Origin of the sequence: Mesorhizobium sp. B3-2-1, from assembly GCF_006439515.1 — a bacterium.
GTDB lineage: Bacteria > Pseudomonadota > Alphaproteobacteria > Rhizobiales > Rhizobiaceae > Mesorhizobium.
Genome location: NZ_VFTI01000015.1, coordinates 133961 through 156358 on the forward strand (window position 1 = coordinate 133961; position 22398 = coordinate 156358).

General features: G+C 65.0%; 21 protein-coding genes. 15 read left to right on the forward strand and 6 right to left on the reverse strand.

From position 1 onward, the window contains the following. The first annotated feature begins 126 nt into the window (after positions 1–126). The 4 genes from FJW08_RS17370 to FJW08_RS17385 are packed head-to-tail and all read left to right on the forward strand — an operon-like array spanning position 127 to position 3738. Positions 127–1113, forward strand: coding sequence for an ABC transporter permease (locus tag FJW08_RS17370; RefSeq protein WP_140811628.1), 987 nt, complete (start codon positions 127–129; stop codon positions 1111–1113). Further along, a complete protein-coding gene (locus tag FJW08_RS17375; RefSeq protein WP_140811629.1) occupies positions 1110–1940 on the forward strand; it encodes an ABC transporter permease in 831 nt (276 codons plus the stop codon). Before FJW08_RS17370 ends, FJW08_RS17375 begins: the two co-directional genes overlap by 4 nt. Next, on the forward strand, positions 1937–2965 hold the full coding sequence (locus FJW08_RS17380; protein ID WP_140811630.1) for an ABC transporter ATP-binding protein: 1029 nt from the start codon (positions 1937–1939) through the stop codon (positions 2963–2965). The genes FJW08_RS17375 and FJW08_RS17380 overlap by 4 nt, the downstream gene beginning before the upstream one ends. Further along, complete coding sequence (locus tag FJW08_RS17385; RefSeq protein WP_140811631.1) at positions 2962–3738, forward strand: dipeptide/oligopeptide/nickel ABC transporter ATP-binding protein; 777 nt, start codon at positions 2962–2964, stop codon at positions 3736–3738. Before FJW08_RS17380 ends, FJW08_RS17385 begins: the two co-directional genes overlap by 4 nt. Before the next feature lie 38 nt (positions 3739–3776). On the opposite strand, the gene FJW08_RS17390 is transcribed toward FJW08_RS17385, so the two are convergent. From FJW08_RS17390 to FJW08_RS17405, 4 genes are all read right to left on the reverse strand, one after another. Then, a complete protein-coding gene (locus tag FJW08_RS17390) occupies positions 3777–4532 on the reverse strand; it encodes an ATP-binding cassette domain-containing protein (protein ID WP_140811632.1) in 756 nt (251 codons plus the stop codon). Beyond that, on the reverse strand, positions 4525–5586 hold the full coding sequence (locus FJW08_RS17395) for a ribose ABC transporter (protein ID WP_140811633.1): 1062 nt from the start codon (positions 5584–5586) through the stop codon (positions 4525–4527). Before FJW08_RS17395 ends, FJW08_RS17390 begins: the two co-directional genes overlap by 8 nt. 101 nt (positions 5587–5687) lie before the next feature. Then, complete coding sequence (locus tag FJW08_RS17400; protein ID WP_140765358.1) at positions 5688–6665, reverse strand: ABC transporter substrate-binding protein; 978 nt, start codon at positions 6663–6665, stop codon at positions 5688–5690. Between the two features lie 436 nt (positions 6666–7101). Next, positions 7102–8007 (reverse strand): sugar-binding transcriptional regulator, encoded by a 906-nt coding sequence (locus tag FJW08_RS17405; protein ID WP_140811634.1) that lies wholly within the window; start codon positions 8005–8007, stop codon positions 7102–7104. A gap of 266 nt (positions 8008–8273) precedes the next feature. Between FJW08_RS17405 and FJW08_RS17410 the strand changes: the two genes are divergently transcribed. Both FJW08_RS17410 and FJW08_RS17415 read left to right on the forward strand, forming a co-directional pair. Continuing rightward, positions 8274–9182, forward strand: a complete 909-nt coding sequence (locus tag FJW08_RS17410; protein WP_140811635.1) for a tagatose-bisphosphate aldolase — start codon at positions 8274–8276, stop codon at positions 9180–9182. A gap of 34 nt (positions 9183–9216) precedes the next feature. Further along, positions 9217–10656: an ROK family protein gene (locus FJW08_RS17415; RefSeq protein WP_140811636.1), complete on the forward strand. Its 1440-nt coding sequence runs from the start codon at positions 9217–9219 to the stop codon at positions 10654–10656. A 17-nt stretch (positions 10657–10673) separates the two neighbouring features. On the opposite strand, the gene FJW08_RS17420 is transcribed toward FJW08_RS17415, so the two are convergent. Further along, positions 10674–11351: a GntR family transcriptional regulator gene (locus tag FJW08_RS17420; protein WP_140811637.1), complete on the reverse strand. Its 678-nt coding sequence runs from the start codon at positions 11349–11351 to the stop codon at positions 10674–10676. 114 nt (positions 11352–11465) lie between these two features. Between FJW08_RS17420 and FJW08_RS17425 the strand changes: the two genes are divergently transcribed. Genes FJW08_RS17425 through FJW08_RS17460 form a run of 8 tightly spaced genes read left to right on the forward strand, consistent with a single transcriptional unit; the run spans position 11466 to position 20219 of the window. After that, positions 11466–12053 carry an amino acid synthesis family protein gene (locus FJW08_RS17425; protein ID WP_140811651.1) on the forward strand — a complete coding sequence of 196 codons (588 nt, stop codon included), beginning with the start codon at positions 11466–11468 and terminating at the stop codon, positions 12051–12053. Beyond that, positions 12046–13842 (forward strand): alpha/beta fold hydrolase, encoded by a 1797-nt coding sequence (locus FJW08_RS17430; protein ID WP_140811638.1) that lies wholly within the window; start codon positions 12046–12048, stop codon positions 13840–13842. The genes FJW08_RS17425 and FJW08_RS17430 overlap by 8 nt, the downstream gene beginning before the upstream one ends. Then, on the forward strand, positions 13839–14876 hold the full coding sequence (locus FJW08_RS17435; protein WP_140811639.1) for an LLM class flavin-dependent oxidoreductase: 1038 nt from the start codon (positions 13839–13841) through the stop codon (positions 14874–14876). The genes FJW08_RS17430 and FJW08_RS17435 overlap by 4 nt, the downstream gene beginning before the upstream one ends. A 10-nt stretch (positions 14877–14886) precedes the next feature. Beyond that, on the forward strand, positions 14887–16356 hold the full coding sequence (locus FJW08_RS17440) for an aldehyde dehydrogenase (RefSeq protein WP_140811640.1): 1470 nt from the start codon (positions 14887–14889) through the stop codon (positions 16354–16356). 59 nt (positions 16357–16415) lie between these two features. Next, on the forward strand, positions 16416–17420 hold the full coding sequence (locus tag FJW08_RS17445) for an ABC transporter substrate-binding protein (RefSeq protein ID WP_140811641.1): 1005 nt from the start codon (positions 16416–16418) through the stop codon (positions 17418–17420). A 60-nt stretch (positions 17421–17480) separates the two neighbouring features. After that, complete coding sequence (locus FJW08_RS17450; RefSeq protein WP_140811642.1) at positions 17481–18341, forward strand: ABC transporter permease; 861 nt, start codon at positions 17481–17483, stop codon at positions 18339–18341. Between the two features lies 1 nt (position 18342). Continuing rightward, positions 18343–19143 carry an ABC transporter permease gene (locus FJW08_RS17455; protein WP_140811643.1) on the forward strand — a complete coding sequence of 267 codons (801 nt, stop codon included), beginning with the start codon at positions 18343–18345 and terminating at the stop codon, positions 19141–19143. Further along, a complete protein-coding gene (locus tag FJW08_RS17460; RefSeq protein WP_140811644.1) occupies positions 19140–20219 on the forward strand; it encodes an ABC transporter ATP-binding protein in 1080 nt (359 codons plus the stop codon). The genes FJW08_RS17455 and FJW08_RS17460 overlap by 4 nt, the downstream gene beginning before the upstream one ends. Positions 20220–20652: 433 nt before the next feature. Here FJW08_RS17460 and FJW08_RS17465 read toward each other — a convergent pair whose 3' ends face one another. Next, positions 20653–21018 carry a helix-turn-helix domain-containing protein gene (locus FJW08_RS17465; RefSeq protein ID WP_140765386.1) on the reverse strand — a complete coding sequence of 122 codons (366 nt, stop codon included), beginning with the start codon at positions 21016–21018 and terminating at the stop codon, positions 20653–20655. 113 nt (positions 21019–21131) lie between these two features. On the opposite strand from FJW08_RS17465, the gene FJW08_RS17470 reads away from it, so the two are divergent. Continuing rightward, positions 21132–21878, forward strand: a complete 747-nt coding sequence (locus FJW08_RS17470) for a glucose 1-dehydrogenase (protein ID WP_140811645.1) — start codon at positions 21132–21134, stop codon at positions 21876–21878. The last annotated feature ends 520 nt before the right edge of the window (positions 21879–22398 follow it).

Sequence of the window (22398 nt, forward strand, 5' to 3'; positions counted from 1 at the left end):
GATTGGCGAAACCGTTGATTATAGCCAATCTCCCCCCTTGCGGGGGAGATGTCCGGCAGGACAGAGGGGGGTGCCTGGGCTCGGCATTTCTTATAGCCAGCCGCGCGCCAAACCTCCAAGGCGCGCATGACCCGCGCCCTCATCCTCCTACGCCGTCGCCTCGTCGGCAGCATCTTTGTACTGCTGATCGTCGTCGTCGGCACCTTCCTTTTGCTCGAAGCTGCCCAGGGCGACGCAGTCGACGCCTACATCGTCTCGACCGGCGGGGACGCCGGCATGATCGAGCTGTTGCGCCACCGCTGGGGCCTTGACCAGTCGGAGCTGACGCGGCTCGCCAACTACCTCTGGGCATTGCTGCATCTCGATCTCGGCCAGTCCGTCACCTTCTCCAGGCCGATCCGCGACGTCATCCTCGAACGCCTCCCGACCACGCTCATCCTGATGGTCAGCGCCACCGCGCTCTCCTTCGGCCTCGGCTCGGCGCTCGGCATCTATGCCGGCGCAAGGCCCGGCGGTTTGCGCGACCGTTTTCTCTCCGTCGCCTCGCTGGCGCTCTACGCGGTGCCCGGCTTCTGGCTCGGGCTGGTGCTGATCCTAGTCTTCGCCGTCGAGCTGCGCTGGTTGCCGATCGGCGGTGTCGAGACCCTGGCCTCGGACAAGACCGGTCTCGACCGCTCCGCCGACATCGCCATCCATCTGGCGTTGCCGGTTTGCGCACTCGGCTTCATCTATCTGGCGCTCTATCTGCGCATGATGCGCGCCGGCATGGCCGAGGTCTGGCGCCAGGATTTCGTGCTGGCCGCCGGCGCCAGGGGGCTATCGCGCCGCCGCATCGTGCTCGCCCATGTCGCCCGCAACGCACTGCTGCCGCTGATCACCATGCTCGGTCTGCAATCGGCGCAGATGCTGGGTGGCAGCGTCGTCATCGAGAGCGTCTTTGCCGTGCCCGGCCTCGGCCGGCTGGCGCAGGAAGCGGTGGCCGCGCGCGACACCCCCTTGCTGCTTGGCATCATCCTCACAAGCGCCGTCCTCGTCATCCTCATCAATCTGCTCGTCGACATTGCCTATGCCTTTCTCGATCCACGCGTCGGCGCCAGCGAGGCGGGCGCATGAACCGCCTGCGCCGTTTCCTGCGCACGCCCGAAGCGCTTGCCGGCACCATCCTTCTGACGGTGCTGTTCGCCATGGCGCTGTCGGCCTCGCTATTGTTTCCCGGGGACCCACAGGCCATTGCCGGCCCCGCGCTGCTGCCGCCATTCCAGGATTGGTCGCTGCCGCTCGGCACCGACCGGCTCGGCCGCGACGTACTGGCCGAATTGTTCCACGGCGCCCGCACCTCGCTGGCTGTCGGCCTCGCCGCGGCCGTCGCGGCCCTTGTCATCGGCGCGGTCGTCGGGACGCTGGCCGGCTTTGCCGGCGGCCTCGTCGACGAGGTGCTGATGCGCATCACCGACGCGTTCCAGACCGTGCCTGGTTTCCTGCTGGCGCTGGCCTTCGTCAGCGTGGTTGGCCCGTCGCTCGGCGTCGTCGTCGTGGCGATAGCGCTCGGCACCTGGACGGGGCCGGCGCGCATTGCGCGCGCGGAAGTGTTGTCGATCCGCGAGCGCGACTATGTCGCTGGTGCCCGCGTCATCGGCATGCATCCACTGGAGATCGCCTTTCGCGAAGTGCTGCCCAACGCCTTGCCGCCGGTGCTGGCGATGTCATCGGTGATCGTCGCCGCCGCGATCCTCACCGAAGCGGCATTGTCGTTCCTTGGCCTCGGCGATCCCAACCGCGTCACCTGGGGCGGCATGATCGCGGAAGGCCGCACTGTCTTGCGCACCGCGCCCTTCCTGTCGATCGTCCCGGGCATTGCGCTGGTGCTGACGGTATTGGGTGTCTATCTCGCCGGCGAAGGCATCGTCGAGACGACGGCCGTACGCAGGGGCCTGTCATGACGGTGCTGGCGTCGATCCGCGATCTGGCGGTGACCTACCGCCGCGACGGCAGCGAAGTCGCGGCGCTGAAGAACATTACTCTCGATGTCCAGGCAGGTGAACGGCTGGCGATTATCGGTGAAAGCGGATCGGGCAAGAGCACGCTGGCGCTGGCAATCGCAGGGTTGTTGCCGCAGTCTGCCAGGATTGGCGGCGGCATCGAATGGTTCTCCCGGCCACCGTCGGGTGCCAAGGCACCCCCCTCTGTCCTGCCGGACATCTCCCCCTCAAGGGGGGAGATCGGCAGTTCCGCCGCTGGCTCCTTCCAACCAACCTCAGCCCCGACAACTTCGGCGATTGGCGAAAGCGGCAATAGGCGCGCAATCTCCCCCCTAGAGGGGGAGATGTCCGGCAGGACAGAGGGGGGCCTCGTAGGGCGCAGGGGGCAAAAGTCTGCCTCCAAATCGAACCATACCCCTCTCCTCGGTCGCGACATCGGCTTCGTGTTCCAGGACCCATCCGCCAGCCTCGACCCGGTAATGACCGTCGGCAAACAGATCGCGGAAGTGGTGCGCACCCATCTTGGCCTCGGCTGGCCAGCATCTTACGCCAGGGCAAAGACACTGCTCGAACGCGTCCGCCTGCCCGACCCTGGCTCGACCATTCACGCCTTCCCGCACCAGCTTTCCGGCGGCCAGAAGCAGCGTGTGGCGATTGCAGCCGCGATTGCAGCCGGGCCGAAACTGCTGATCGCCGACGAGGCGACCAGCGCGCTGGACACCATCGTGCAGGCCGAGATCGTCGCGCTGATCCGACAACTGGTGGCCGAGGACGGCATGACGCTGCTCTTCATCAGCCACGACATAGCGCTCGCCGCCGAGCTTGCCGAACGCATCGCCGTATTTCGTCATGGCGACCTAGTCGAACTCGGCGGCACCAGGCAAATCGTCAATGCGCCGATCCAAGCCTATACGCGCGCGCTGCTCGACGCCCATATCGGCCTCGACGCCGAGCCCTTGCTGAACCGAAGCGGGCTGAATGCATGAACCTGCTGACGGTGTCCAATCTCACCAAACGCTATAGTCGCGGCGGCACGACTCTCGCCGCGGTCGACGATGTCTCCTTTCATATCGAGCCCGGCGAAACGCTGGCGCTGGCAGGCCCTTCCGGCAGCGGCAAGTCGACCATCGCGCGGCTGGTGCTGCGACTGATCGAGCCCGATGGCGGACGCCTCGAATTCGAAGGCGATGATTTCCTTGTCTTGCGCGGCGCGGCCTTGCGTGCGCGCCGCGCCCGTCTGCAGATGGTGTTCCAGGATCCGCTCGCTGCCTTCAACCCGCGCGCCACGGTGGCGCGCGTCCTCGACGACCCCTTGCGCATTCATGGCGTCGCCCCACGCTCCGAGCGCCCGCGCCGCATCGCCGCCTTGCTGGAGCGGGTCGGCCTGGCGGCCGATCTTGCGCCGCGCGCCATCCATGAAATCTCCGGCGGTCAGCGGCAGCGCGTGGCGATTGCCCGCGCCATCGCCACCAAGCCGTCGCTGATCGTGCTCGACGAAGCGGTGTCGGCGCTCGATGTTTCGGTGCGGGGCCAGATCCTCGCCCTCCTGCTCGACCTGCAGCGCCAGCAACGGATCGCCTATCTCTTCATTTCACATGACCTCGGCGTCGTCCGGGCGGTCGCCCACCGTGTCATCCTTCTCGATGCCGGACGGATTGCGGAGAGCGGTGATGCCCAAACCGTCATCGACGCACCGCAATCGGTCGTCGGCAAGGCATTGGTGGCGGCTGCGCCTAGATTGAACAGAAACAGATCATGATCCGATATTTAAACAAGATCACACCGAGAGAACCCCGCCTATCCCCCGACCATCAGCCGGACGACCTCATCATGGTTGGTCTCGGAGATCTTGCGCTCGCCGGCCTGGACGCCGCGCCGCAGCACGACGATGCGGTCTGAGACAGCAAAGATATCCTGCAGATTATGCGAGATGAAGATCACGCCGCGTCCTTGCGCCTTGAGCTGGTGGATCAGCGAAATCACCTTGCGCTGCTCCGGCACGCCCAATGCCGCCGTCGGTTCGTCCATGATGAGGATCTGCGCGTCCCAGTAGACGGCGCGGCCGATGGCGACGGCCTGGCGCTGGCCGCCGGAGAAATTGCTGACCGGGGCGTTCATCCGGCTGACGTGGAAATCCAGCCGCTTCATCGTTTCCCTGGCTGCGTCTGCCATGGCCTTGCGGTCGAGTACCGGCAGGAAGCCGAACGCCTTGCGCATCGGTTCGCGGCCAAGGAAGATGTTGGCGCCGATCGACAGATTGTCGGCCAGAGCCAGATCCTGGTAGATCGTCTCGATACCCTTTTCACGCGCCTCCTGCGGCGTCGCGAATGCCACCGGCTGGCCACCGAGCAGGATTTCGCCCCCCGTCGGCTGGAACACGCCCGAGATCGCCTTGATCAGCGTCGTCTTACCGGCGCCGTTGTCGCCGGCAAGCGCCACCACTTCGCCCGGCCGCACGGCCATGGAGAAACCGCTGAGCGCACGCACGGCGCCGAAATGCTTGGACAGGTTGCGGACTTCGAGCAAGGGGGTGTTCTGGTCGATGCTATTCATCCTGGCGGCCTCCACTGAACCGGCGCTGCGCCTGGTCTATGAGCACGGAAATGATGATGACGACGCCGACGGCGATGAACTGCCAGAACGGCTCGACATTGACGAAGACCAGCCCGTACTGGATCACCGCGATCACCAGCGCGCCGGCGACCGTGCCCAGGATCGTGCCGGAGCCGCCGAACAGGCTGGCGCCGCCGATCACCACAGCAGCGACGCTGTCGAGCAGCAGAGGCTCGCCGGCTTGCGCCGCACCGGCGGTGAAGCGCGCCGCGTAGAGCGCCCCGCCAAGGCCGGCGCACATCGCCGACAGCACATAGAGCCGCAATATGTGGCCCCTGATATCGATGCCGGCGCGCCGCGCCGCCTGCACATTGGCGCCGATGGCATAATTGTGCTGTCCGAACCGCGTCTGGCTGAGCAGATAGTGCATCAGGATGACGAAGACGGCAGCGATCATGACCAGATAAGGCACGCCGTAGAACTTGCCGTTGCCGAGCAGCGCGAACCAGGAATTCTGCACCGGCACCGTCGTGCCGCCGGCAAGCAGGAAGGCGACACCGCGCGCGACGCCGAACATGCCGAGCGTACCGATGAACGGCGGCACCCTGAGACGCGAGATCAGCAGACCATTGATGACCCCGGGCAAGCCAGCGACGATCACGGCGGCGAGAATGCCCGCCAGCATGGCCAGCGGCAAGGGAATGGCGGCGCCCGCCAGATTGGTGGCATGCGCGGCAACGACGGCGGCAAGCCCCATGATGAAGCCGAGCGACAGGTCGATGCCGCCCGAAATGATGACGAAGGTCTGTCCGGTCGCCAGCAGCAGCGGCGCTATCGCGAAGATCGCGATGGATTGCAGATTGAACGGGTTGAGCACGAACGTCGCGCCGAAGGCGAACCTCGACCATATCTCGAAACAGATGATCAGGCCGGCGAGGAACAGCCAGGCGCGCCCGTCGGCGATGCGTCCGATCAGGGTCCTGGCCGGATCGCCATGATCGGCCTGGGGGGCGACATGCTTCTCGGCCGATTGGGCTGGTGATGTCGAGGTCATGAGTACTCCGCGGCGCGGCTGCCTTCAAACAGGCCCCGCCTTTTGCGGGACCCGGCACGAACTCCCCCCGGCGAACCGGGGGGAGCCAAGCTCGTCTGGACCTACTCGGAGTAGAGATACTTCGAGATCTTCGGGTCCGCGATGTTGGACTTGTCCATGATCGTGAAGCCGGTGCCGATCGTGACCGGGATCGACTGGCCGGTCAGATGGGCATAGGCCGAAACGACCCCGAAATAACCGATCTCGGCGGGGTGCTGGGCGATTGCCACATCCACGAGGCCGGTGTTGATGTTGTCGACGATGCTGGTCGGCGCGTCGAAGGCAACGACCTTGACGGTTCCCGTCTGGCCCGCCTGCTTGACGCCGTTGGCGGCACCCAGTGCCGAGAACAGGTTGGCGCCGAACACGCCGACGAGATCGGGATTGCGCGCGAAGACGGCCTGCAGCTGCGAGGCCGCCTTGTTGGCGTCGTCGTCATTGAATTGGGTCTCCAGCACGGTGATGCCCGTATGCTTGGCCATCTCCTTCTTGAAACCCTCTTCGCGCTGGTCGGTGGTCGAAATGCCCGGCTTGACGTTCGACACGTAGACCTTGCCCTTGTCGCCGATGGCGGCGGCTAGCGCGCGCGCGGCGATCTCGCCACCCAGCACATTGTCCGAGGCAATGTAGGCCAGCGGGAAATCGGCATCGCCGGCACCCGTCTGGTAGACGCCGCTACCGATGAACGTATCGACTGTTATGACCGGGATGCCGGCGTCATTGGCCTTGCGCAGCGGCTCGACCAGCTGAACCTTGTCGGTCGGCGCGATCAGGATCGCGTCCGGCTTCTTGGCGATGACCGCGTCGAGCACCGGCACCTGGGTGACCGGGTTGAAGTCCGGAGCACCTTGGAAGACCAGATTCACGCCGAGCGCGTCGGCGGCTGCCTGGGCACCCTTGCGCATGGTGATGTAAAAACCGTCGGTGGTGAGGCCCGGAATGAGCGCAATGGTGTATTTCTTGTCCTGCGCCTGCGCGGGCGCCATCAGCACCGTCGCGCTGACGGCAAGCGCCGCGAGCGCGGCAACGATCTTCTTCATGACATCCTCCTCATTGTTAGCAGTTCTGCCGTTTTCGGTGACATTGGAATGGCCGTCATCCGCGCGGAGGCAGGATGCCGACGGCCGGGAACGCCTGTTGCCTTTCGCGGGCAGCTCCTCCCAAGCGCCCTCCAGTCTAAATGTCAGCCGGTCCAGCCGACCGGCACAATCGCCGTACTCGCTTTCCTCGCCTCCGCAAGGTCAGGGAACCACCGCGCCCGGCATGCCTGCACGTCGGGTCCGCATTTTGTAACACTTTGCAGAAATAAATTGCAACTCGGTTTTTCCGAGGCCGCAACGCCGGCTTTTTCCAGACACCATATGACTGTTCCTCGGAGCCCCGGCGAACTATCGTCCCGACTCTCCGGCGACACAATCGATTTCGCAACGACTTCTCTCCGTGCGACAGCGCGGCATCAGTCCGGCATATCCGCCGCTATCGCGTTGCAAGAACCGCGAGGATAGCCTGCGCCGTCTTGGTATCCGTTACCAGCGCGTTGATCAGCCGGGCGCGAGCGGCGCCAATAATGGCCGTCGCTTTTTCCGGCGAGGCGGCGACGCCGATAACCAACGGCACGGCGCGAAGCTGCGCCGGCGACATGGCGATCATCCGGCTCTCCCCTTCCCAGGCGATCAGCGCGCCTTCCGGATCGAAGTAATGACGCAGCACGTCGCCAGCCGCATGGACCAGCGCCTGCTCGGTCGGCGTCGCGGCACTCGCCTCGGGGGGGTTGATGGCGTGCGGCAGGCCAATGCCGACGATCGCCACATCGGTCCTCTCCCACAGCGCGACGGCATCGCGGATGGTGGCGTCTCCGAGGAAGACCTCACGCAGCTCGCTCGACGGCAGATAGGGAGCGTGGATGAAGTGCGGTGTGCCGCCGAACTCCTCCGCGGCAAGCCGCACGAATTCGTTGACCTGGAAATGCGCCGCGTGCTGCTGCATGCCGCCGGTTGCGGCCACCGTCAGCACGCCCGGCATACGCGGCAGGCCGGCTCGAATGACCTCGCGCACGGCGCGCCCCCAGCCGATCGCGACGACGGAACCGGCCACCAGGTGTGCCTGCCTGAGCAAAGCGCCGAGCGGGGCGGAAAGCGCCGTCAGCGCGCCCGCCGCCGGCGTCTCGACGACGGCGGCGTCCCGCAATTTCAATCCATCGACCAGTTGCCTGGTGATATCCTCGGGCGTCACCAGGTCGATGACCTCGATGCGCACGATGCCCTCCGCTCGCGCCCGCTGCAGCAGGCGCGAAATCGTCGCGGTGGAGACACCGAGCTGCCGCGCTATATCGACCTGCGACATCTCTTCCACATAGTGCAGCTTGGCAACCGTGTGCAGCATCGTGCGCGATGCGGTCGCGTCCTGGACGGAGGGAACAGACAGCTTGCAATTCCTTTCAGCAACGTGTTACACACGTATACGCCGATGGGAGTTATCGCGCAAATCCGGCGAACTCGCAACTTTGAGGGCCACGCCGGCAAGGCTGCTTATCCCAGCGGCCGGCGATGCATCAGGCGGCGAAATCTTCCTGCCGGCAGGCGGGCAAACTGACCATTGTTCCACGGGATCAGCGCCGTCGGCGCGCCAACATCGGACAGAAGAAAACCATGACGAAGATGACCACCGCGGAACTGCGCGGCTACCAGCAGATATGCGGCAAGGATGGAGCCATGGTGGCCATCGCCTGCGACCAGCGCGGCGGCATGCGCACCTTGCTGGCGTCGGACCCCGAGGACCAGGCCAGGATCACCAACGACATGCTCGGCGACACCAAGGCCGACATCACGCGCTACCTCGCAAGTGCGGCCTCCTGTGTACTGCTCGACCCGCTCTGCGCGGTACCGCGGGTTGTGGACGAGGGCGTGCTGAACCGGGATACCGCACTCCTCATCGGCCTCGACGCGTCCGGTTTCGACGTCTCGCCGGAAGGCTACCGCCTGTCGCGGCTGGTTCCCGGCATCGATGCGCGGCGAGTGCGCGAACTCGGCGGCACGGGTGGCAAGATCATGGTCTATCTGCGGGCCGACAAGCCGCAAGCCAACGAACACAACATCGCCATCCTGCGCCAATGCATCGCCGATTTCGGCAAGGAGGACTTGCTGCTCGTCGTCGAATTCCTGACCTACCAGCTCGAAGGGGAAAGCCCCGAGGACTATGCGGCCAAGACGCCCTGGCTGGTAGAAGAAGGTACGAGGATTTCGCTGGAATGCGGCGCAAAGGTGCTGAAGCTTCCCTACCCCGGAACGCCGGAAGCCTGCGCCACCATCACGGAAATGGCCGGCGAAGTGCCGTGGGCCGTACTTTCGGCTGGCGTCAACCACGCCACCTTCCTCGGCCAGGTCGAGATCGCCATGCAGAATGGCGCCTCCGGTGTGATCGCCGGCCGTTCGCTGTGGAAGGACTGCATCTCGCTCGATCGTGACATTCAGCGCGAAAGGCTTGAGACCATCGCGGTGCCGCGACTGCGCGAGATCCAGGCGGTGATCGGGCACTATCGGCAGAAGGCCGCCGCCTGATATCCTGTTGGATCACCGGCACGTGCAGGATGTCATGCCACAAAAATCGATGGCCATAGGGATCGATATCGGCGGCACCAATTTGCGTGCCGCCCGCATCTCGGGCAAAGGTGAAATCCTCAAACGTCTTTCCGAGAAGAGCGCGCCCGACCCGGAGCTGGTGCTTGGCCGCATCGCCGACATGGTGCGCGTTCTCGATACGCCTGATGTGGCGGCCATCGGCGTCGGTGTTCCCGGCCGCGTCGACGCGCGCCGCGGCGCGGTCCTGTCGGGAGGCTATGTCAACCTCGCCTCGGTCGCGCTCGCGCAGCGGCTGGAAAGCATGACCGGCAAGCCTGTCATCCTCGACAATGACTGCAACATGGCGCTGGCCGCCGAGATGGCGCTTGGCGCCGGCCAGGGCCACGACAACATCGCCATGTTCACCATCGGCACCGGCATTGGCGGCGCCGTCGTCCAGAACCGACGGATCATGCGCGGCCGGGCAACGGCGGGGCAACTTGGCCACATCACCGTCGACGTCAACGGCGAGGTCTGCGCCTGCGGGCGGCGCGGCTGTGTCGAAACCACCAGTTCCGGCACGGCACTTGGCCGCCATATCGCGCGCGCCGGCTTGGGCCCCGACGTTTCGGTCGACCAGCTCTTTGCCCGCGACGCGGCCGGCGATATCAAGGCGCGCGGCATACTGGAAGCCTGGGCAAGACCGCTGCGCGCGGCGATCGATACCACCGTCGCCATGTTCGACCCCGATCTCATCCTGCTTGGCGGTGGGCTTGGCCTGGCGGCACACAGAGCGCTCGACCACGCGCCGGCATTGGCGCCGTGGTACCAATGCCCGGTAGCGCCGGCGCAGCTCGGCGACGATGCCGGTGTGATCGGCGCCGCGCTCCAGGCGCTTTCGGCGCCGACATCGCTTGCCGTTCAGCCTGGCCGCGCCAGACGCGCCGTGCTCGTCAACGGCATCCCGGCCAGCGGCAAGAGCACGGTGTCGCGCGGCATCGCCGATCGCATGGGATGGCCGCTGCTTGCGCTCGACACGATCAAGAACCCATTCCTCGAAGTGCTCGGCGGCGCCGACCGCGAATTCAATCGCACGCTGGGCCGCGCCAGCTACCAGGCAATCTGGTCGGTGGTCGGCGACGCTCCGGCCGGCAGCACCTTCATCGTCGATGCCTGGTTCGGCTTCCAGCCGCGGCAAGTGCTCGAAGATCATCTGCGCAAGGCCGGCGTCGAACACACCGTCGAAATCTGGTGCCACGCCCCCGGCGAGGTTCTGGCCGAACGCTATGGCGCCCGGCTCGGTCAGCGTCTCCCCGGCCATCCCGGCGCTGCCTACATCCCTGAACTGATTGAACTGGCCAAGCGCGCCGAACCGCTGCGGCGCGGGCCGCTGTTCGACGTCGATACGACGCAGCCGATCGACTTCGATGCCATCGCCGCATGGCTGCGCGCGACCTTGGCCAGCGACGCCTGAGCCGCTGCCGGTGCCGGTTACGCCGGCGGCAGCCGAAGCGTCGTGCGGGCGATCTGCCAGGCGGATTCGACATGCCGCCGCGCCGCCGCTTCGGCCGCGTCGGGCTTGCGCGATCTGATGGCATCCATGATCTCGGTCATCTCGGCAATCGCCGGTACGCGTCGGTTTTCCGAGAGAATGGTCATGGAGCGCAGCTGGTTGATGCGTACATTGAGCCCGGTCACGATCTCCCAGGCGACGCGCTTGTCGGCCGCGTCGAAAAGCACTTCGTAAAACTTTGTCGTCGCCCGCATCACCTCGGCCGGCTTGCCGGATGCCCAGGCTTCGAAAAGATCGGCGAGCGCACTGTCGAGCAGGGTCAGTTGCGCATTCGTCGCGGACATGGCGCAGGCACGCGCGGCTATGCCTTCGAGCAGGGCCCTGAGCTCATAGATCTCGTCGGTGCGGCCAAGGTCCGGCTTGGCCACCGCCGGCCCGTGCCCTGGTATCATCTGCACCAGGCCTTCGGCCTCTAGCTGCCGCAAGACCTCGCGCACGACCGAACGGCTGACGCCGAGCTGGTCGCAAAGCGGCCGCTCGACCAGCCTTTCGCCGGGCTGGAAATGGAAATCCATGATCGCCTCGCGCATGCGCTCCAGTGCCAGCGTTCTCAAGGTCTTGGCGCTGCGATCGATGCGAAGCGTGTCGTCTGACATGGGCGGTCTCCTGCCTCGCCACGAAAACAGATTCCATGGCCGGTTGACAAGTTACTTGGCGCTCCATAGCATGGTATACCATAAGATGATATGGCATCGACGACCGAGGATTTCATGCAGCCCGTCATTCGCAAGATCGTCACCTACACCGAGAACACGCTGATCGAAGGCGGCAAGGCAGCGCCTCGGCCGCTCCGCCTCATCGGCGTCGCGGCGGTGCTTACCAATCCGTGGGCCGGACGCGGCTTCACCGAGGATCTGTCGCCCGAAATCCGCGCCTGTGCGCCCGTGCTGGGAGAGACACTGACCCGTGAAATCATCGCCATCGCCGGTTCGGGCGACGCCATCGAGGGCTATGGCAAGGCCGCCATCTGCGGCACGTCGGGCGAGATCGAACACGCTTCGGCACTGATCCACACGCTGCATTTCGGCAATCACTACCGCCGCGCGGTCGCCGCAAAGACCTATCTTGCCTTCACCAATCTGCGCGGTGGCCCGAACACGCCCATCATGATCCCGCTGATGGACAAGAACGACGAGGGTCGGCGCTCGCACTACCTGACGGTGCATTTCCAGATCGGCGACGCGCCGGCGCCGGACGAGTTGGTGGTGGCGCTCGGCGCCTCGATCGGCGGCCGGCCGCACCATCGTATTGGCGACCGCTACCAGGACCTCAAGGAAGTGGGCGACCTGCATGGCTGACGCACCCGCATCGGCATGGGCTCGACAGGATACGGCGCCTGATGGCACCGGCTTCATCCGAGCCGGCTCGGGCGCGCCGGTGCTGTTCATCCATGGTGTCGGCATGAACGCCGCGATCTGGCAGCCGCAGATCGAACGGATGGCCGGCAAATGGGATGTGATCGCCATCGACATGCTCGGCCATGGCCGGTCGCCGCTGCCGCCACCGAGCCCGGAACTGGCCGACTATGCCGATCAGGCCATTCGCCTGCTCGATCACCTCGGCCTCGACAAGGTGTCGGTCGTCGGTCACTCGATGGGCGCGCTCGTCGCCCAGGAGCTTGCGTTGCGGGCACCCCAGCGCGTGCGCGGCATCGTATCGATGAATGCCGTGTTCCGGCGCCCACCAGAATTGGCCGAGGCCGTCCGTCAGCGCGCGGCCGCCCTCACCGGCCGGGGCGACGCGGCTGGCACGGCACAGACCATCACCCGCTGGTTCGGAGATCCAGTGCCGGCCGAGCTCGAGGCGGCGGCAAGCAAGACCGCATCCGCGCTTGGCGCGGTCGACCCGGAAGGCTACGCCCGCACCTATCGCCTGTTCGCCCGCGCCGACGGCGACCACGCCGAGCGCCTGCAAACGCTTGCCGTGCCGGTCCTGTTCATGACCGGGTCCGAGGACAGGAACTCCTCGCCGGCAATGTCGGCCGCCATGGCGCGGCTGGCGCCGCATGGCCGCTGCATCGTGCTTGCCGGCGAACGGCACATGATGGCGGTAGCCGCACCGGACCTCACCACACGCCGCATCGTCGACTTCCTCGAAGCGGCGGGGCAAGGGGATGGGATGGTGACTTCCGGTTTCGATAGCGGCGACTTCCGCCGCGCACTCGGCTCCTTCCTTACCGGCGTCACCATCGTCACCACGATCGGGCCCGACGGCGAGCCGCGCGGCTTCACAGCCAACTCTTTCACCTCGGTGTCGCTCGATCCGCCGCTGGTACTCGTCTGCGTCGCCCATAAGGCCTTGGGCCATCCCGTCTTCGCCACCTCTAAGAGCTTCGCCATCAACATCCTCAACGAGGATCAGAAGGCGGCATCCGGCATCTTCGCCTCGAAAGCGGCCGACAAGTTCGCCTCCGTGGCCTGGCGCCCGGGACAGACCGGCAGTCCGTTGCTGGACGGCTCGGTCGCGTCCTTCGACTGCGACATGGAGCGGTTGGTCGACGCGGGCGACCATTCGATTCTTATCGGCCGCGTACGCGATTTCGAGCACAACTCCTCGCAGCCTCTCGGCTACTGCCGCGGCGCCTATATCGCACCCGGCCTCAGCCAGGAGGCGCTTGCCGCCACCCAGCCCGGCACCGATGTCGGCGCCATCCTCGAAAATGGCGGCAGGGTCCTGTTCCTGGAAACGGCTGATGGCTTCGAACTGCCGCGCGGCCGGGGATTGGGCTCGGCCGGCGATGCCAAAAGTCTCCGGGGCCTGCTTGCCGCCAAGGCTATCGAGGCCCAGCTCGGCTTCCTCTTCGCCGTCTGGGACGACGCTGGCAATTCGGCGCGCACGCATGTCTATTATCGCGGCACGTTCGACGTGCCCGCCTCCAGCGATCGTGGCATCCGGCTGGTCGACATCGACTCGATCGGCGACTTGAAGATCGTCGATCCGGCGGTCCGCTCGATGCTTGCCCGCTATGTCAGGGAATGCACGCAGGACGCCTTTGGCGTCTATGTCGGCAATGAGAGGGAAGGCGAAGTCAGGCCGCTAGGCAAAGCGCCTATGTCCGCTGCCTCCTATACAGGTGACCACAGATGAAGTTCTCGCTCTTCGTGCATATGGAACGGTCGGATCTCGCCAAGCCGCATTCGGAGCTGGTGAGCGAGCTCGAGGAATTGGTCCTGCAAGCGGAGCAGGCCGGCTTCGAGACGGCCTGGATCGGCGAGCATCACGGCATGGAATTCACCATCTCGCCGAACCCGTTCATCAACATCGCTTATCTGGCGGCCAAAACGAGCCGCATCCGTCTCGGCACGGGCACGATCGTTGCGCCGTTCTGGCATCCGATCAAGCTTGCCGGCGAAGCGGCGATGGCCGACGTCATCAGCGGCGGCCGGCTCGACATCGGCATCGCGCGCGGCGCCTACAGTTACGAATATCAACGTCTCTTCCCCGGTCTCGACGCCTGGGGCGCCGGCCAGCGCATGCGCGAAATGGTGCCGGCGATCCGTGGCCTATGGGACGGCGACTTCGAACTCTCCGGCGAGTTCTGGTCGTTCCCGCCGACCACCTCCTCGCCCAAGCCCTTGCAGAAACCCTATCCGCCGATCTGGGTGGCGGCGCGCGACCCGAACTCGCACGATTTTGCCGTCGCCAACGGATGCAAGATCCAGGTGACGCCGCTAGCTTCAGGCGACGACGAGGTGTCGAGCCTGATGCAGCGCTTCAACGCCGCTTGCGACGCACATCCGGACATCGCCCGGCCGGAAATCATGCTCTTGATGCACACATTCGTCGCCGAGGACGCGGCCGATGCCGACCGGCTAGCCCGGGACCTGTCGAGTTTCTACTGCCAGTTCGGCGCCTGGTTCCAGAACAAGAAGCCGGTGCATCAAGGCGTATTGGAGCCGCTCACAGAGGATGAGATCGCCGCGATGCCGCAATATGCGCCAGACAAGATCCGACAGAACCTGGTGATCGGCGAAGCGGACGAAGTCATTGCCCGGCTGAAGGCCTATGAGGCGCTTGGCTACGACCAGTATTCGATCTGGATCGACAGCGGGCTCTCGCACGAACGCAAGAAGAAATCGCTGCAACTGTTCATCGACCGGGTGATGCCGGCCTTCCTCTGATAGCGAGCCCATGACCGACGCTCTTTTCAGGAACTACATCGACGGCCGCTTCGACGAGCCGTCCGCGACCTTCGACAGCGTAGATCCGTCGACGGGTACGCCGTGGGCCAGGATGCCGGCGGCGAGCGAAGCCGATGTCGACCGCGCCGTCGAAGCGGCGCACCGGGCGCTGCGGTCCGACGCGTGGCGAAAGACGACCGCCACCGCGCGCGGCAAACTGCTGGTCAAGCTCGGTGACCTCGTCGCCGCCAATGCCGGACGTCTCGCCGAACTCGAGACGCGCGACACCGGCAAGATCATTCGCGAGACCCGCGCCCAGATCGCCTATGTCGGGGACTACTACCGCTATTATGGCGGGCTCGCCGACAAGCATGAAGGCGCGCATGTGCCGATCGACAAGGCGGACCTCGACGTCACCATCCGCCGCGAGCCGATCGGCGTCGTTGCCGCGGTCGTGCCATGGAATTCGCAGCTCTTCCTCTCCGCCGTCAAGCTCGGCCCGGCGCTGGCCGCCGGCTGCACGGTCGTGCTCAAGGCCTCCGAGGACGGCCCGGCGCCGTTGCTCGCCTTCGCCGAGCTCGTCCAGCAGGCCGGCTTTCCCGAAGGCACCGTCAACATTCTCACCGGCTTCGGCCAGGATTGCGGCCGCCGCCTGACCAGCCACCCGCTGGTCTCGCGCGTCGCCTTCACCGGCGGCCCGTCCACGGCGCGTGCGATCGTCAGGAACACGGCGGAAAATCTCGCCTATACGACGCTCGAACTCGGCGGCAAGAGCCCGGTCGTGGTCTTCGCCGACGCCGATCTCGACAGCGCCGCCAATGCGGTGGTCGCCGGCATTTTTGCGGCGACCGGCCAGAGCTGCGTCGCCGGCTCGCGCCTGCTGGTCGAAGGTTCGGTGAAGGACGAGTTCCTCGCCCGGCTGAAGCGCAAGGCCGAGGCGATCAGGATCGGCGATCCGCAGGACCCGGCCACCGAAATGGGTCCGCTCGCCACGCAACGGCAGCGCGACTGGATCGAGAAGATCGTCGTGGAAAGCCTCGACAAGGGCGGCAAGCTTATCACCGGTGGGACACGTCCCGGCGGCCCCGGTTTCTACTACGCGCCGACCATCATCGATGCCGGCAGCACCGACCTGCCCTGCGTGCGCGAGGAATTGTTCGGGCCTGTGCTCAGCGTGCTTGCCTTCGACACCGAGGCTGAAGCGCTGGCGCTCGCCAACGACACGCCCTTCGGGCTGGCTTCCGGCGTGTTCACCAGCAATCTCGGCAAGGCGCACCGCATGGCGCGCGACATCCATGCCGGCGTGGTCTGGGTCAACACCTATCGCGCCGTGTCGCCGCTCGTTCCCTTTGGTGGTTACGGCCATTCCGGGCTCGGTCGCGAGGGCGGCCTCGATGCCATTAGAGATTACACGCGCTCGAAATCCGTCTGGATCAAGACGTCGGACGAGCCGATCCCCGATCCCTTCGTCATGCGCTGAGGAGCGCAGGACAAAGGTGCACTGAGAAAAACAAGAACAGACCAACAGAGGAGAATAAGATGAAACTGATTTTGACCGGCATTCTGGCCGGACTGCTCGCGGCGACCGCCGCCAAGGCCGATGAGATGGCGTTCACCAGCTGGGGTGGCACAACGCAGGAAGCACAGACCAAGTCCTGGGCAGTGCCCTTCGAGGCGAGCTCCGGCATCAAGGTCCTCCAGGACGGGCCGACCGACTACGGCAAGCTCAAGGCCATGGTCGACGCCAGCAACGTCACCTGGGATGTCGTCGACGTCGAGATGGACTTCGCCATAAAGGCCGCCAAGGACGGTCTGCTGGAGCCTATCGACTATGCGATCGTGCCCAAGGCAGATCTCGACCCCCGCTTCAGCAACGAGCATGCCGTCGGCAGCTTCTACTATTCCTTCGTGCTTGCCTGGAACAAGGGCGCGGTCTCCGGTGAACCGGCGAGTTGGGCCGACATGTTCGACACCAAGAAGTTCCCCGGCAAACGGACCTTCTACAAATGGTCGGCGCCGGGCGTCATCGAGATCGCGCTGCTCGCCGACGGCGTGCCGGCGGACAAGCTCTATCCGCTCGACCTCGACCGTGCCTTCAAGAAGCTCGACACCATCAAGTCTGATATCGTCTGGTGGGGCGGTGGCGCGGAGTCGCAGCAGCTGATCGCCTCCGGCGAGGCTGCCTTCGGCCAGCTCTGGAACGGCCGCGTCTTCGCGCTGCAGCAGGACGGAACCGATGTCGGTGTCTCCTGGAACCAGAACCTCACCGCCGCCGACGTTCTGGTCGTACCGAAAGGGGCGAAGAACAAGGATAGCGCCATGAAGTTCCTGGCCGCTGCCACCAGCCCGGCCGGCCAGGCGAAATTCGCCGAGGCCAGCGGCTATGCGCCGATCAATACCAAGGCCAAGGCCGAGATGCCGGCCGATGCGGTCAAGGCCTTGCCCGACGCCCATGTCGACGGCCAGATCAACCTCGACATGAACTACTGGGCCGAGCATCGCGACGAGATCGCCACGCGCTGGTACGCCTGGCAGACCAAGTAGCGCCACAGGAACCGGCGGGGCGCGGGAACCGCGCCCCGTTCGGGCAACGGGAACCGGCCGATGCAACGAAATTCTCTCAAACGCGGCGCCATTGCCGGCCTGCCGGCCGGCAGCGGTGGTTCCTTGCCGGCCCTGGTTCTAGTCGGCCTTTTCTTCGTCGTGCCGGTCATCGCTCTTTTGCTGCGCAGCGTCACCGATCCCGAGCCCGGTCTGCAGAACTACGCCGCGCTGCTTGGCAGCGGCACCTATGCCCGGGTGTTCCTGAACACCTTCCTGGTCGCCGCCGTCGTCACCGCCGTCACGATCGTGGTGGCGTTTCCGGTCGCCTGGATGCTGGCGATCATGCCGCCGGCCTTCGGCTCGCTGGTTTTCGGCATCATCATCCTGTCGATGTGGACCAACCTGCTCACCCGCACCTATGCCTGGATGGTATTGCTGCAACGCACGGGGGTGATCAACAGGACGCTGATGGGCCTGGGCGTCATCCAGGAGCCCCTGCCGCTGATCAACAACCTCACCGGCGTCACCATCGGCATGGTCTACATCATGCTGCCCTTCATGATCCTGCCGCTGGTCGGCACGCTGCGTGCCATCGACCCGATGACGCTGCGCGCCGCCGCTCTTTGCGGGGCAACCCCGTACCAGGCCTTCCGCCGCATCCTGTTGCCACTGTCGCTTCCCGGCATCGCCGCCGGCGGGCTGATGGTCTTCGTCATGTCGCTTGGCTATTTCGTCACGCCTGCCCTGCTCGGCGGCACATCCAACATGATGCTGGCGGAGATGATCGCCCAGACGGTGCAGTCGCTGCTCAACTGGGGGCTCGGCAGTGCCGCCGCCTTCGTGCTCCTGGCCGTCACTATGGCGCTCTACGCGCTCCAGCTTCGCCTCGTTGGCGCCAAGCGCCCCGCCGGAGGGCTCTGACATGCTGCTCGACTATGACAGGCTCGGATGGCTGCGCGTGGCGCTTGCCGGCTTCACCGCGCTGGTCGCGGCTTTCCTGCTGCTGCCGGTGGTCTTCATCGTGCTCTTGTCGTTCGGCTCCTCGCGCTGGCTGGCCTTTCCACCGCCCGGCTGGACTCTGAAATGGTACCAGCAGCTGCTGGCCGACCCGACCTGGATCGATGCCGCGCTGACCAGCGCCAGGATTGCCGCCATGGCCGCCATCCTGGCCGTCGTCATCGGCCTGTTCGCATCCTTCGCTTTGGTCCGGGGTGAATTTCGCGGGCGGCAAATTCTGCGCGGGCTGCTGCTGACGCCCATGGTGCTGCCGGTGGTCGTGTTCGCCATCGCCGTGTACGCTTTCTTCCTGCGCATCGGGCTGGCCGGCACCACGATCGGCTTCGTCATCGCGCACACCGTCCTGGCACTGCCCTTCGCCATCATTCCGATCACCGCCGCGCTCGAGGGTTTCGACAAGTCCATCGAGGACGCGGCCATCGTCTGCGGCGCCAGCCCGCTGCAGGCACGTCTGCGGATCACCCTGCCCTCGATCCGGATCGGCATCTTTTCGGCGGCGATCTTCTCCTTCCTCGCCTCATGGGACGAGGTCGTGGTGGCGATCTTCATGGCGAGCCCGACCTTGCAGACCTTGCCGGTGAAGATCTGGGGCAGCTTGCGCGCCGACCTCAGTCCGGTCGTCGCCGCCGCCTCCAGCCTGCTCGTCGGCCTGACCTTGTGCCTGATGATCGTGACCGCACTCCTTCGCAGAAAATTATCGAGATGACCCGGCCATTCCTATCCATACGCGCGGTGAGAAAGACGTTCGGCGCCTTCGTCGCCGTCCACGATGTCACCATCGATGTGCCCAAGGGCGAATTCCTGACCTTCCTCGGGCCGTCCGGCTCCGGCAAGTCGACGACGCTCTACGCGATTGCCGGTTTCCAGGACCCGTCCGCCGGCGACGTCCTGCTGGAGGACAAGTCGCTGCTTTCAGTGCCGTCGCACAAGCGCAACATCGGCATGGTCTTCCAGCGCTACACGCTGTTTCCGCATCTGAGCGTCGCCGAGAACGTCGCCTTTCCACTACGTGTACGCGGCCGCCCCGACGCCGAAGTGAAAGGGAAAGTCGCCGACATGCTGGCGCTGGTGCGGCTGGAGAATTTCGCCGGCCGCTATCCCGGCGCGCTGTCGGGCGGCCAGCAGCAGCGCGTGGCACTTGCCCGTGCGCTCGCCTACGATCCGCCGATCCTCTTGATGGACGAGCCGCTGTCGGCGCTAGACAAAAAGCTGCGCCAGGAGATCCAGGCCGAGATCCGCCGCATCCACCGCGAGACCGGCGTCACCATACTCTATGTCACCCACGACCAGGAGGAGGCGCTCCATCTGTCGGACCGCATCGCCCTGTTCAAGGAGGGGCGCATCGAACAGATCGGTACCGGCGAGGACCTTTATCTCAGGCCGGCCAGCGAGTTCGTCGCCGGCTTCATCGGCAACTCGAATTTCCTGCCCGCCGAGCATCTGGAAACCGCCAATGGCGCATCGACCGTGCGCCTGGCCGACGGCTCGGTCGTGAGCGGCGTTAAGACCACACAGGCCTTCGATCGCGGCCAGAAGGCCCGCCTGATGGTGCGCCCTGAAGCGTTCCGGCTCACGCCTGGGCCGGCGAGCGCAGCACTTGCTGTCGAGATCGTCGATACCGCCTTCTTCGGCGACCGCAAGCGCGTCGTGGCGCGAACCGCCGGCGGCGATGAGATCGATGTCAGGCCGACTTCGGATGCGGTGGAACCGGATAGCGCGGATTGCGCCACGGGCAGGCGGATCTTTTTCGATCCTGCTTCCGCCTTCCTGTTTCCAGCCTGAAGCCTGCCCTTGAAACCACAGCGTCGATTCCGCCAGCGGCCCGCACGACCAGGCCTGTCGCCCGTAACGCCGGGCCATGAGAAATCACCGCCAGCCCCGCAGCCGGCATCAATCAGTAGCCGACGGTGAAGCGCTGCCTGACATGCGTCGGCTTCTCGATCAAGATGGCAAACCCACAGAATGCACGGCGTTCAGATCATTGCCGCACCGTCACTACGGGCGCCGGTGTCGCGCGAGCGGCTTCGTCCTCAAGGCCGGAAGGGGACCGTCCGCTTCTGGAGAGCGATGGCAGGAAAGCGAACTTACGTCTGATTTGGAGAAATGCCGCTACGGTTCAAATCGTCCAGCCGTCCGGGAAGATGCAGATGGGCACAATTTTCACGCTATAGCCACCTGCGAGACCCTATAGCTTGCCTGCGAGATATTCTGAAATTCAGGCGACTTTCTCCACCTCGGAAGCGCCGCGGCGTGACATGAGTTTCTCGACTTCGATCATATGTTCCGTTCCCCAGGCGCAGAGTGGCTTCAAGGCTCCGGCAAGGGTCTGGCCAAACGCAGTGAGGGAATACTCGACTTTCGGCGGAATTTCCTTGAAGTCGAGCCGGTCGACGATCCCATCAGCCTCCAGTTCCTTGAGTTGCTGGATGAGCATCTTGTCACTGACATTGCCGATGGCGCGCCTCAGGTCACCATAGCGTCGGGCTTCGTGAGCAAGGTGGAACAGGATCAAAGGCTTCCACTTGCCACCGATGACAGCCAACGCAGCATCCAGCCCGCAGATAAAGCTAGGTGTCGCCATTTCGTATGCTCCAATTAGTTCTTGCTAAAATGTCACTTACCAAAATGTGCATACTGGAAGAAAGAAAAGCAAGCCTCTAGATCGAAGCGGTCATCATTTTCCAGGAGATCGAGATGGGCAGGCTTGAAGGTAAAATCGTCGTCATAACTGGCGGCAACAGTGGCATCGGTCTGGCTACCGCCAAACGGTTTGTGGCGGAAGGCGCAGAAATTTTTATTACCGGCCGTCGTCAGGAGGAACTGGACAGGGCGGTCGAAGAGATCGGCTCCGCAGTGACAGCGGTGCACGGCGACGTTTCGCGTCTGGATGATCTTGATCGGCTGTTCGCGGCAGTGCGTGCAAAGAGCGGACGAATAGACGTTCTGTTCGCCAATGCGGGGCTCGGAAAGCTGGCTCCGCTTGGCGCCATCGATGAAGCGTCATTCGATTTGACGTTCGACGTCAACGTCAAAGGCACGCTCTTCACGGTGCAGAAGGCGCTGCCGCTTATGCGGGCCGGTGGATCCATCATCCTCACCGGCTCGACCACCGGCTCGACGGGAACGCCTGCATTCAGCGTCTACAGCGCGACCAAGGCTGCAATCCGCAATTTCGCCCGAAGCTGGGCGCTGGACCTGAAGGGGGCAGGCATCCGTGTGAACGTGCTCTCTCCCGGCGCCACTGAGACACCCGGCCTCAAGGGTCTAGCAGAGGCTGGAGAGGAGGATGCCTTGCTGAAGGGCCTTGCCATGCAGATACCGCTCGGCCGTATCGGGCACCCCGAGGAGACTGCTGCTGTGGCGCTCTTCCTTGCCTCGGACGAAAGCAGCTTCATGACCGGTAGCGAGGTCTTCGTTGACGGCGGAGCCGCACAAGTTTGACGGCCCATCGAACCTCGGCCCCGAGCTTCCTTGCTTGGGGCCTTTTCTGCGAGCGCACGGGAAACACCGATTCTGCGATCCAGCAATCTGCGGCACGCTCTGTTTCACTGCAGCGTGATGCCGGACCGGGCGGGACTCGAACGCGTCTGCGCGTCCGAGAAGCCCGCGACATCGACGCCGAATTGCGCGACGCCGGAAACCCGTTTCAATTCTGCCCGGGCAACGCCGCTTTCCTTTTCGGCGATGTCGACGCAGATTTGCTCGAAGTCCTGATCGTGAACTGCTTCACTGCTTCGAGCGGCAGCTGTACTGTATTGGGGGGCGGAGGGACCGTGCGGACGCCTTCATTCGGCTCCGCCTTGGTGCTGCCGCGACGCGGCTGCCGAGAAGAAGAACCGCGTTCCTCAAACGCGAAAACCGCCCCGATTAGCTCGGGACGGCCAGTGATTTATGGCAAAATTGGTTGCGGGGACAGGATTTGAACCTGTGACCTTCAGGTTATGAGCCTGACGAGCTACCG

What these genes read in the sequence shown, in the direction of transcription:
- FJW08_RS17370 (WP_140811628.1), top strand. Translation starts at nt 127, where the DNA reads ATGACCCGCGCCCTCATCCTCCTACGCCGTCGCCTCGTCGGCAGCATC.
- FJW08_RS17375 (WP_140811629.1), top strand. Translation starts at nt 1,110, where the DNA reads ATGAACCGCCTGCGCCGTTTCCTGCGCACGCCCGAAGCGCTTGCCGGC.
- FJW08_RS17380 (WP_140811630.1), top strand. Translation starts at nt 1,937, where the DNA reads ATGACGGTGCTGGCGTCGATCCGCGATCTGGCGGTGACCTACCGCCGC.
- FJW08_RS17385 (WP_140811631.1), top strand. Translation starts at nt 2,962, where the DNA reads ATGAACCTGCTGACGGTGTCCAATCTCACCAAACGCTATAGTCGCGGC.
- FJW08_RS17390 (WP_140811632.1), bottom strand. Translation starts at nt 4,532, where the DNA reads ATGAATAGCATCGACCAGAACACCCCCTTGCTCGAAGTCCGCAACCTG.
- FJW08_RS17395 (WP_140811633.1), bottom strand. Translation starts at nt 5,586, where the DNA reads ATGACCTCGACATCACCAGCCCAATCGGCCGAGAAGCATGTCGCCCCC.
- FJW08_RS17400 (WP_140765358.1), bottom strand. Translation starts at nt 6,665, where the DNA reads ATGAAGAAGATCGTTGCCGCGCTCGCGGCGCTTGCCGTCAGCGCGACG.
- FJW08_RS17405 (WP_140811634.1), bottom strand. Translation starts at nt 8,007, where the DNA reads ATGCTGCACACGGTTGCCAAGCTGCACTATGTGGAAGAGATGTCGCAG.
- FJW08_RS17410 (WP_140811635.1), top strand. Translation starts at nt 8,274, where the DNA reads ATGACGAAGATGACCACCGCGGAACTGCGCGGCTACCAGCAGATATGC.
- FJW08_RS17415 (WP_140811636.1), top strand. Translation starts at nt 9,217, where the DNA reads ATGCCACAAAAATCGATGGCCATAGGGATCGATATCGGCGGCACCAAT.
- FJW08_RS17420 (WP_140811637.1), bottom strand. Translation starts at nt 11,351, where the DNA reads ATGTCAGACGACACGCTTCGCATCGATCGCAGCGCCAAGACCTTGAGA.
- FJW08_RS17425 (WP_140811651.1), top strand. Translation starts at nt 11,466, where the DNA reads ATGCAGCCCGTCATTCGCAAGATCGTCACCTACACCGAGAACACGCTG.
- FJW08_RS17430 (WP_140811638.1), top strand. Translation starts at nt 12,046, where the DNA reads ATGGCTGACGCACCCGCATCGGCATGGGCTCGACAGGATACGGCGCCT.
- FJW08_RS17435 (WP_140811639.1), top strand. Translation starts at nt 13,839, where the DNA reads ATGAAGTTCTCGCTCTTCGTGCATATGGAACGGTCGGATCTCGCCAAG.
- FJW08_RS17440 (WP_140811640.1), top strand. Translation starts at nt 14,887, where the DNA reads ATGACCGACGCTCTTTTCAGGAACTACATCGACGGCCGCTTCGACGAG.
- FJW08_RS17445 (WP_140811641.1), top strand. Translation starts at nt 16,416, where the DNA reads ATGAAACTGATTTTGACCGGCATTCTGGCCGGACTGCTCGCGGCGACC.
- FJW08_RS17450 (WP_140811642.1), top strand. Translation starts at nt 17,481, where the DNA reads ATGCAACGAAATTCTCTCAAACGCGGCGCCATTGCCGGCCTGCCGGCC.
- FJW08_RS17455 (WP_140811643.1), top strand. Translation starts at nt 18,343, where the DNA reads ATGCTGCTCGACTATGACAGGCTCGGATGGCTGCGCGTGGCGCTTGCC.
- FJW08_RS17460 (WP_140811644.1), top strand. Translation starts at nt 19,140, where the DNA reads ATGACCCGGCCATTCCTATCCATACGCGCGGTGAGAAAGACGTTCGGC.
- FJW08_RS17465 (WP_140765386.1), bottom strand. Translation starts at nt 21,018, where the DNA reads ATGGCGACACCTAGCTTTATCTGCGGGCTGGATGCTGCGTTGGCTGTC.
- FJW08_RS17470 (WP_140811645.1), top strand. Translation starts at nt 21,132, where the DNA reads ATGGGCAGGCTTGAAGGTAAAATCGTCGTCATAACTGGCGGCAACAGT.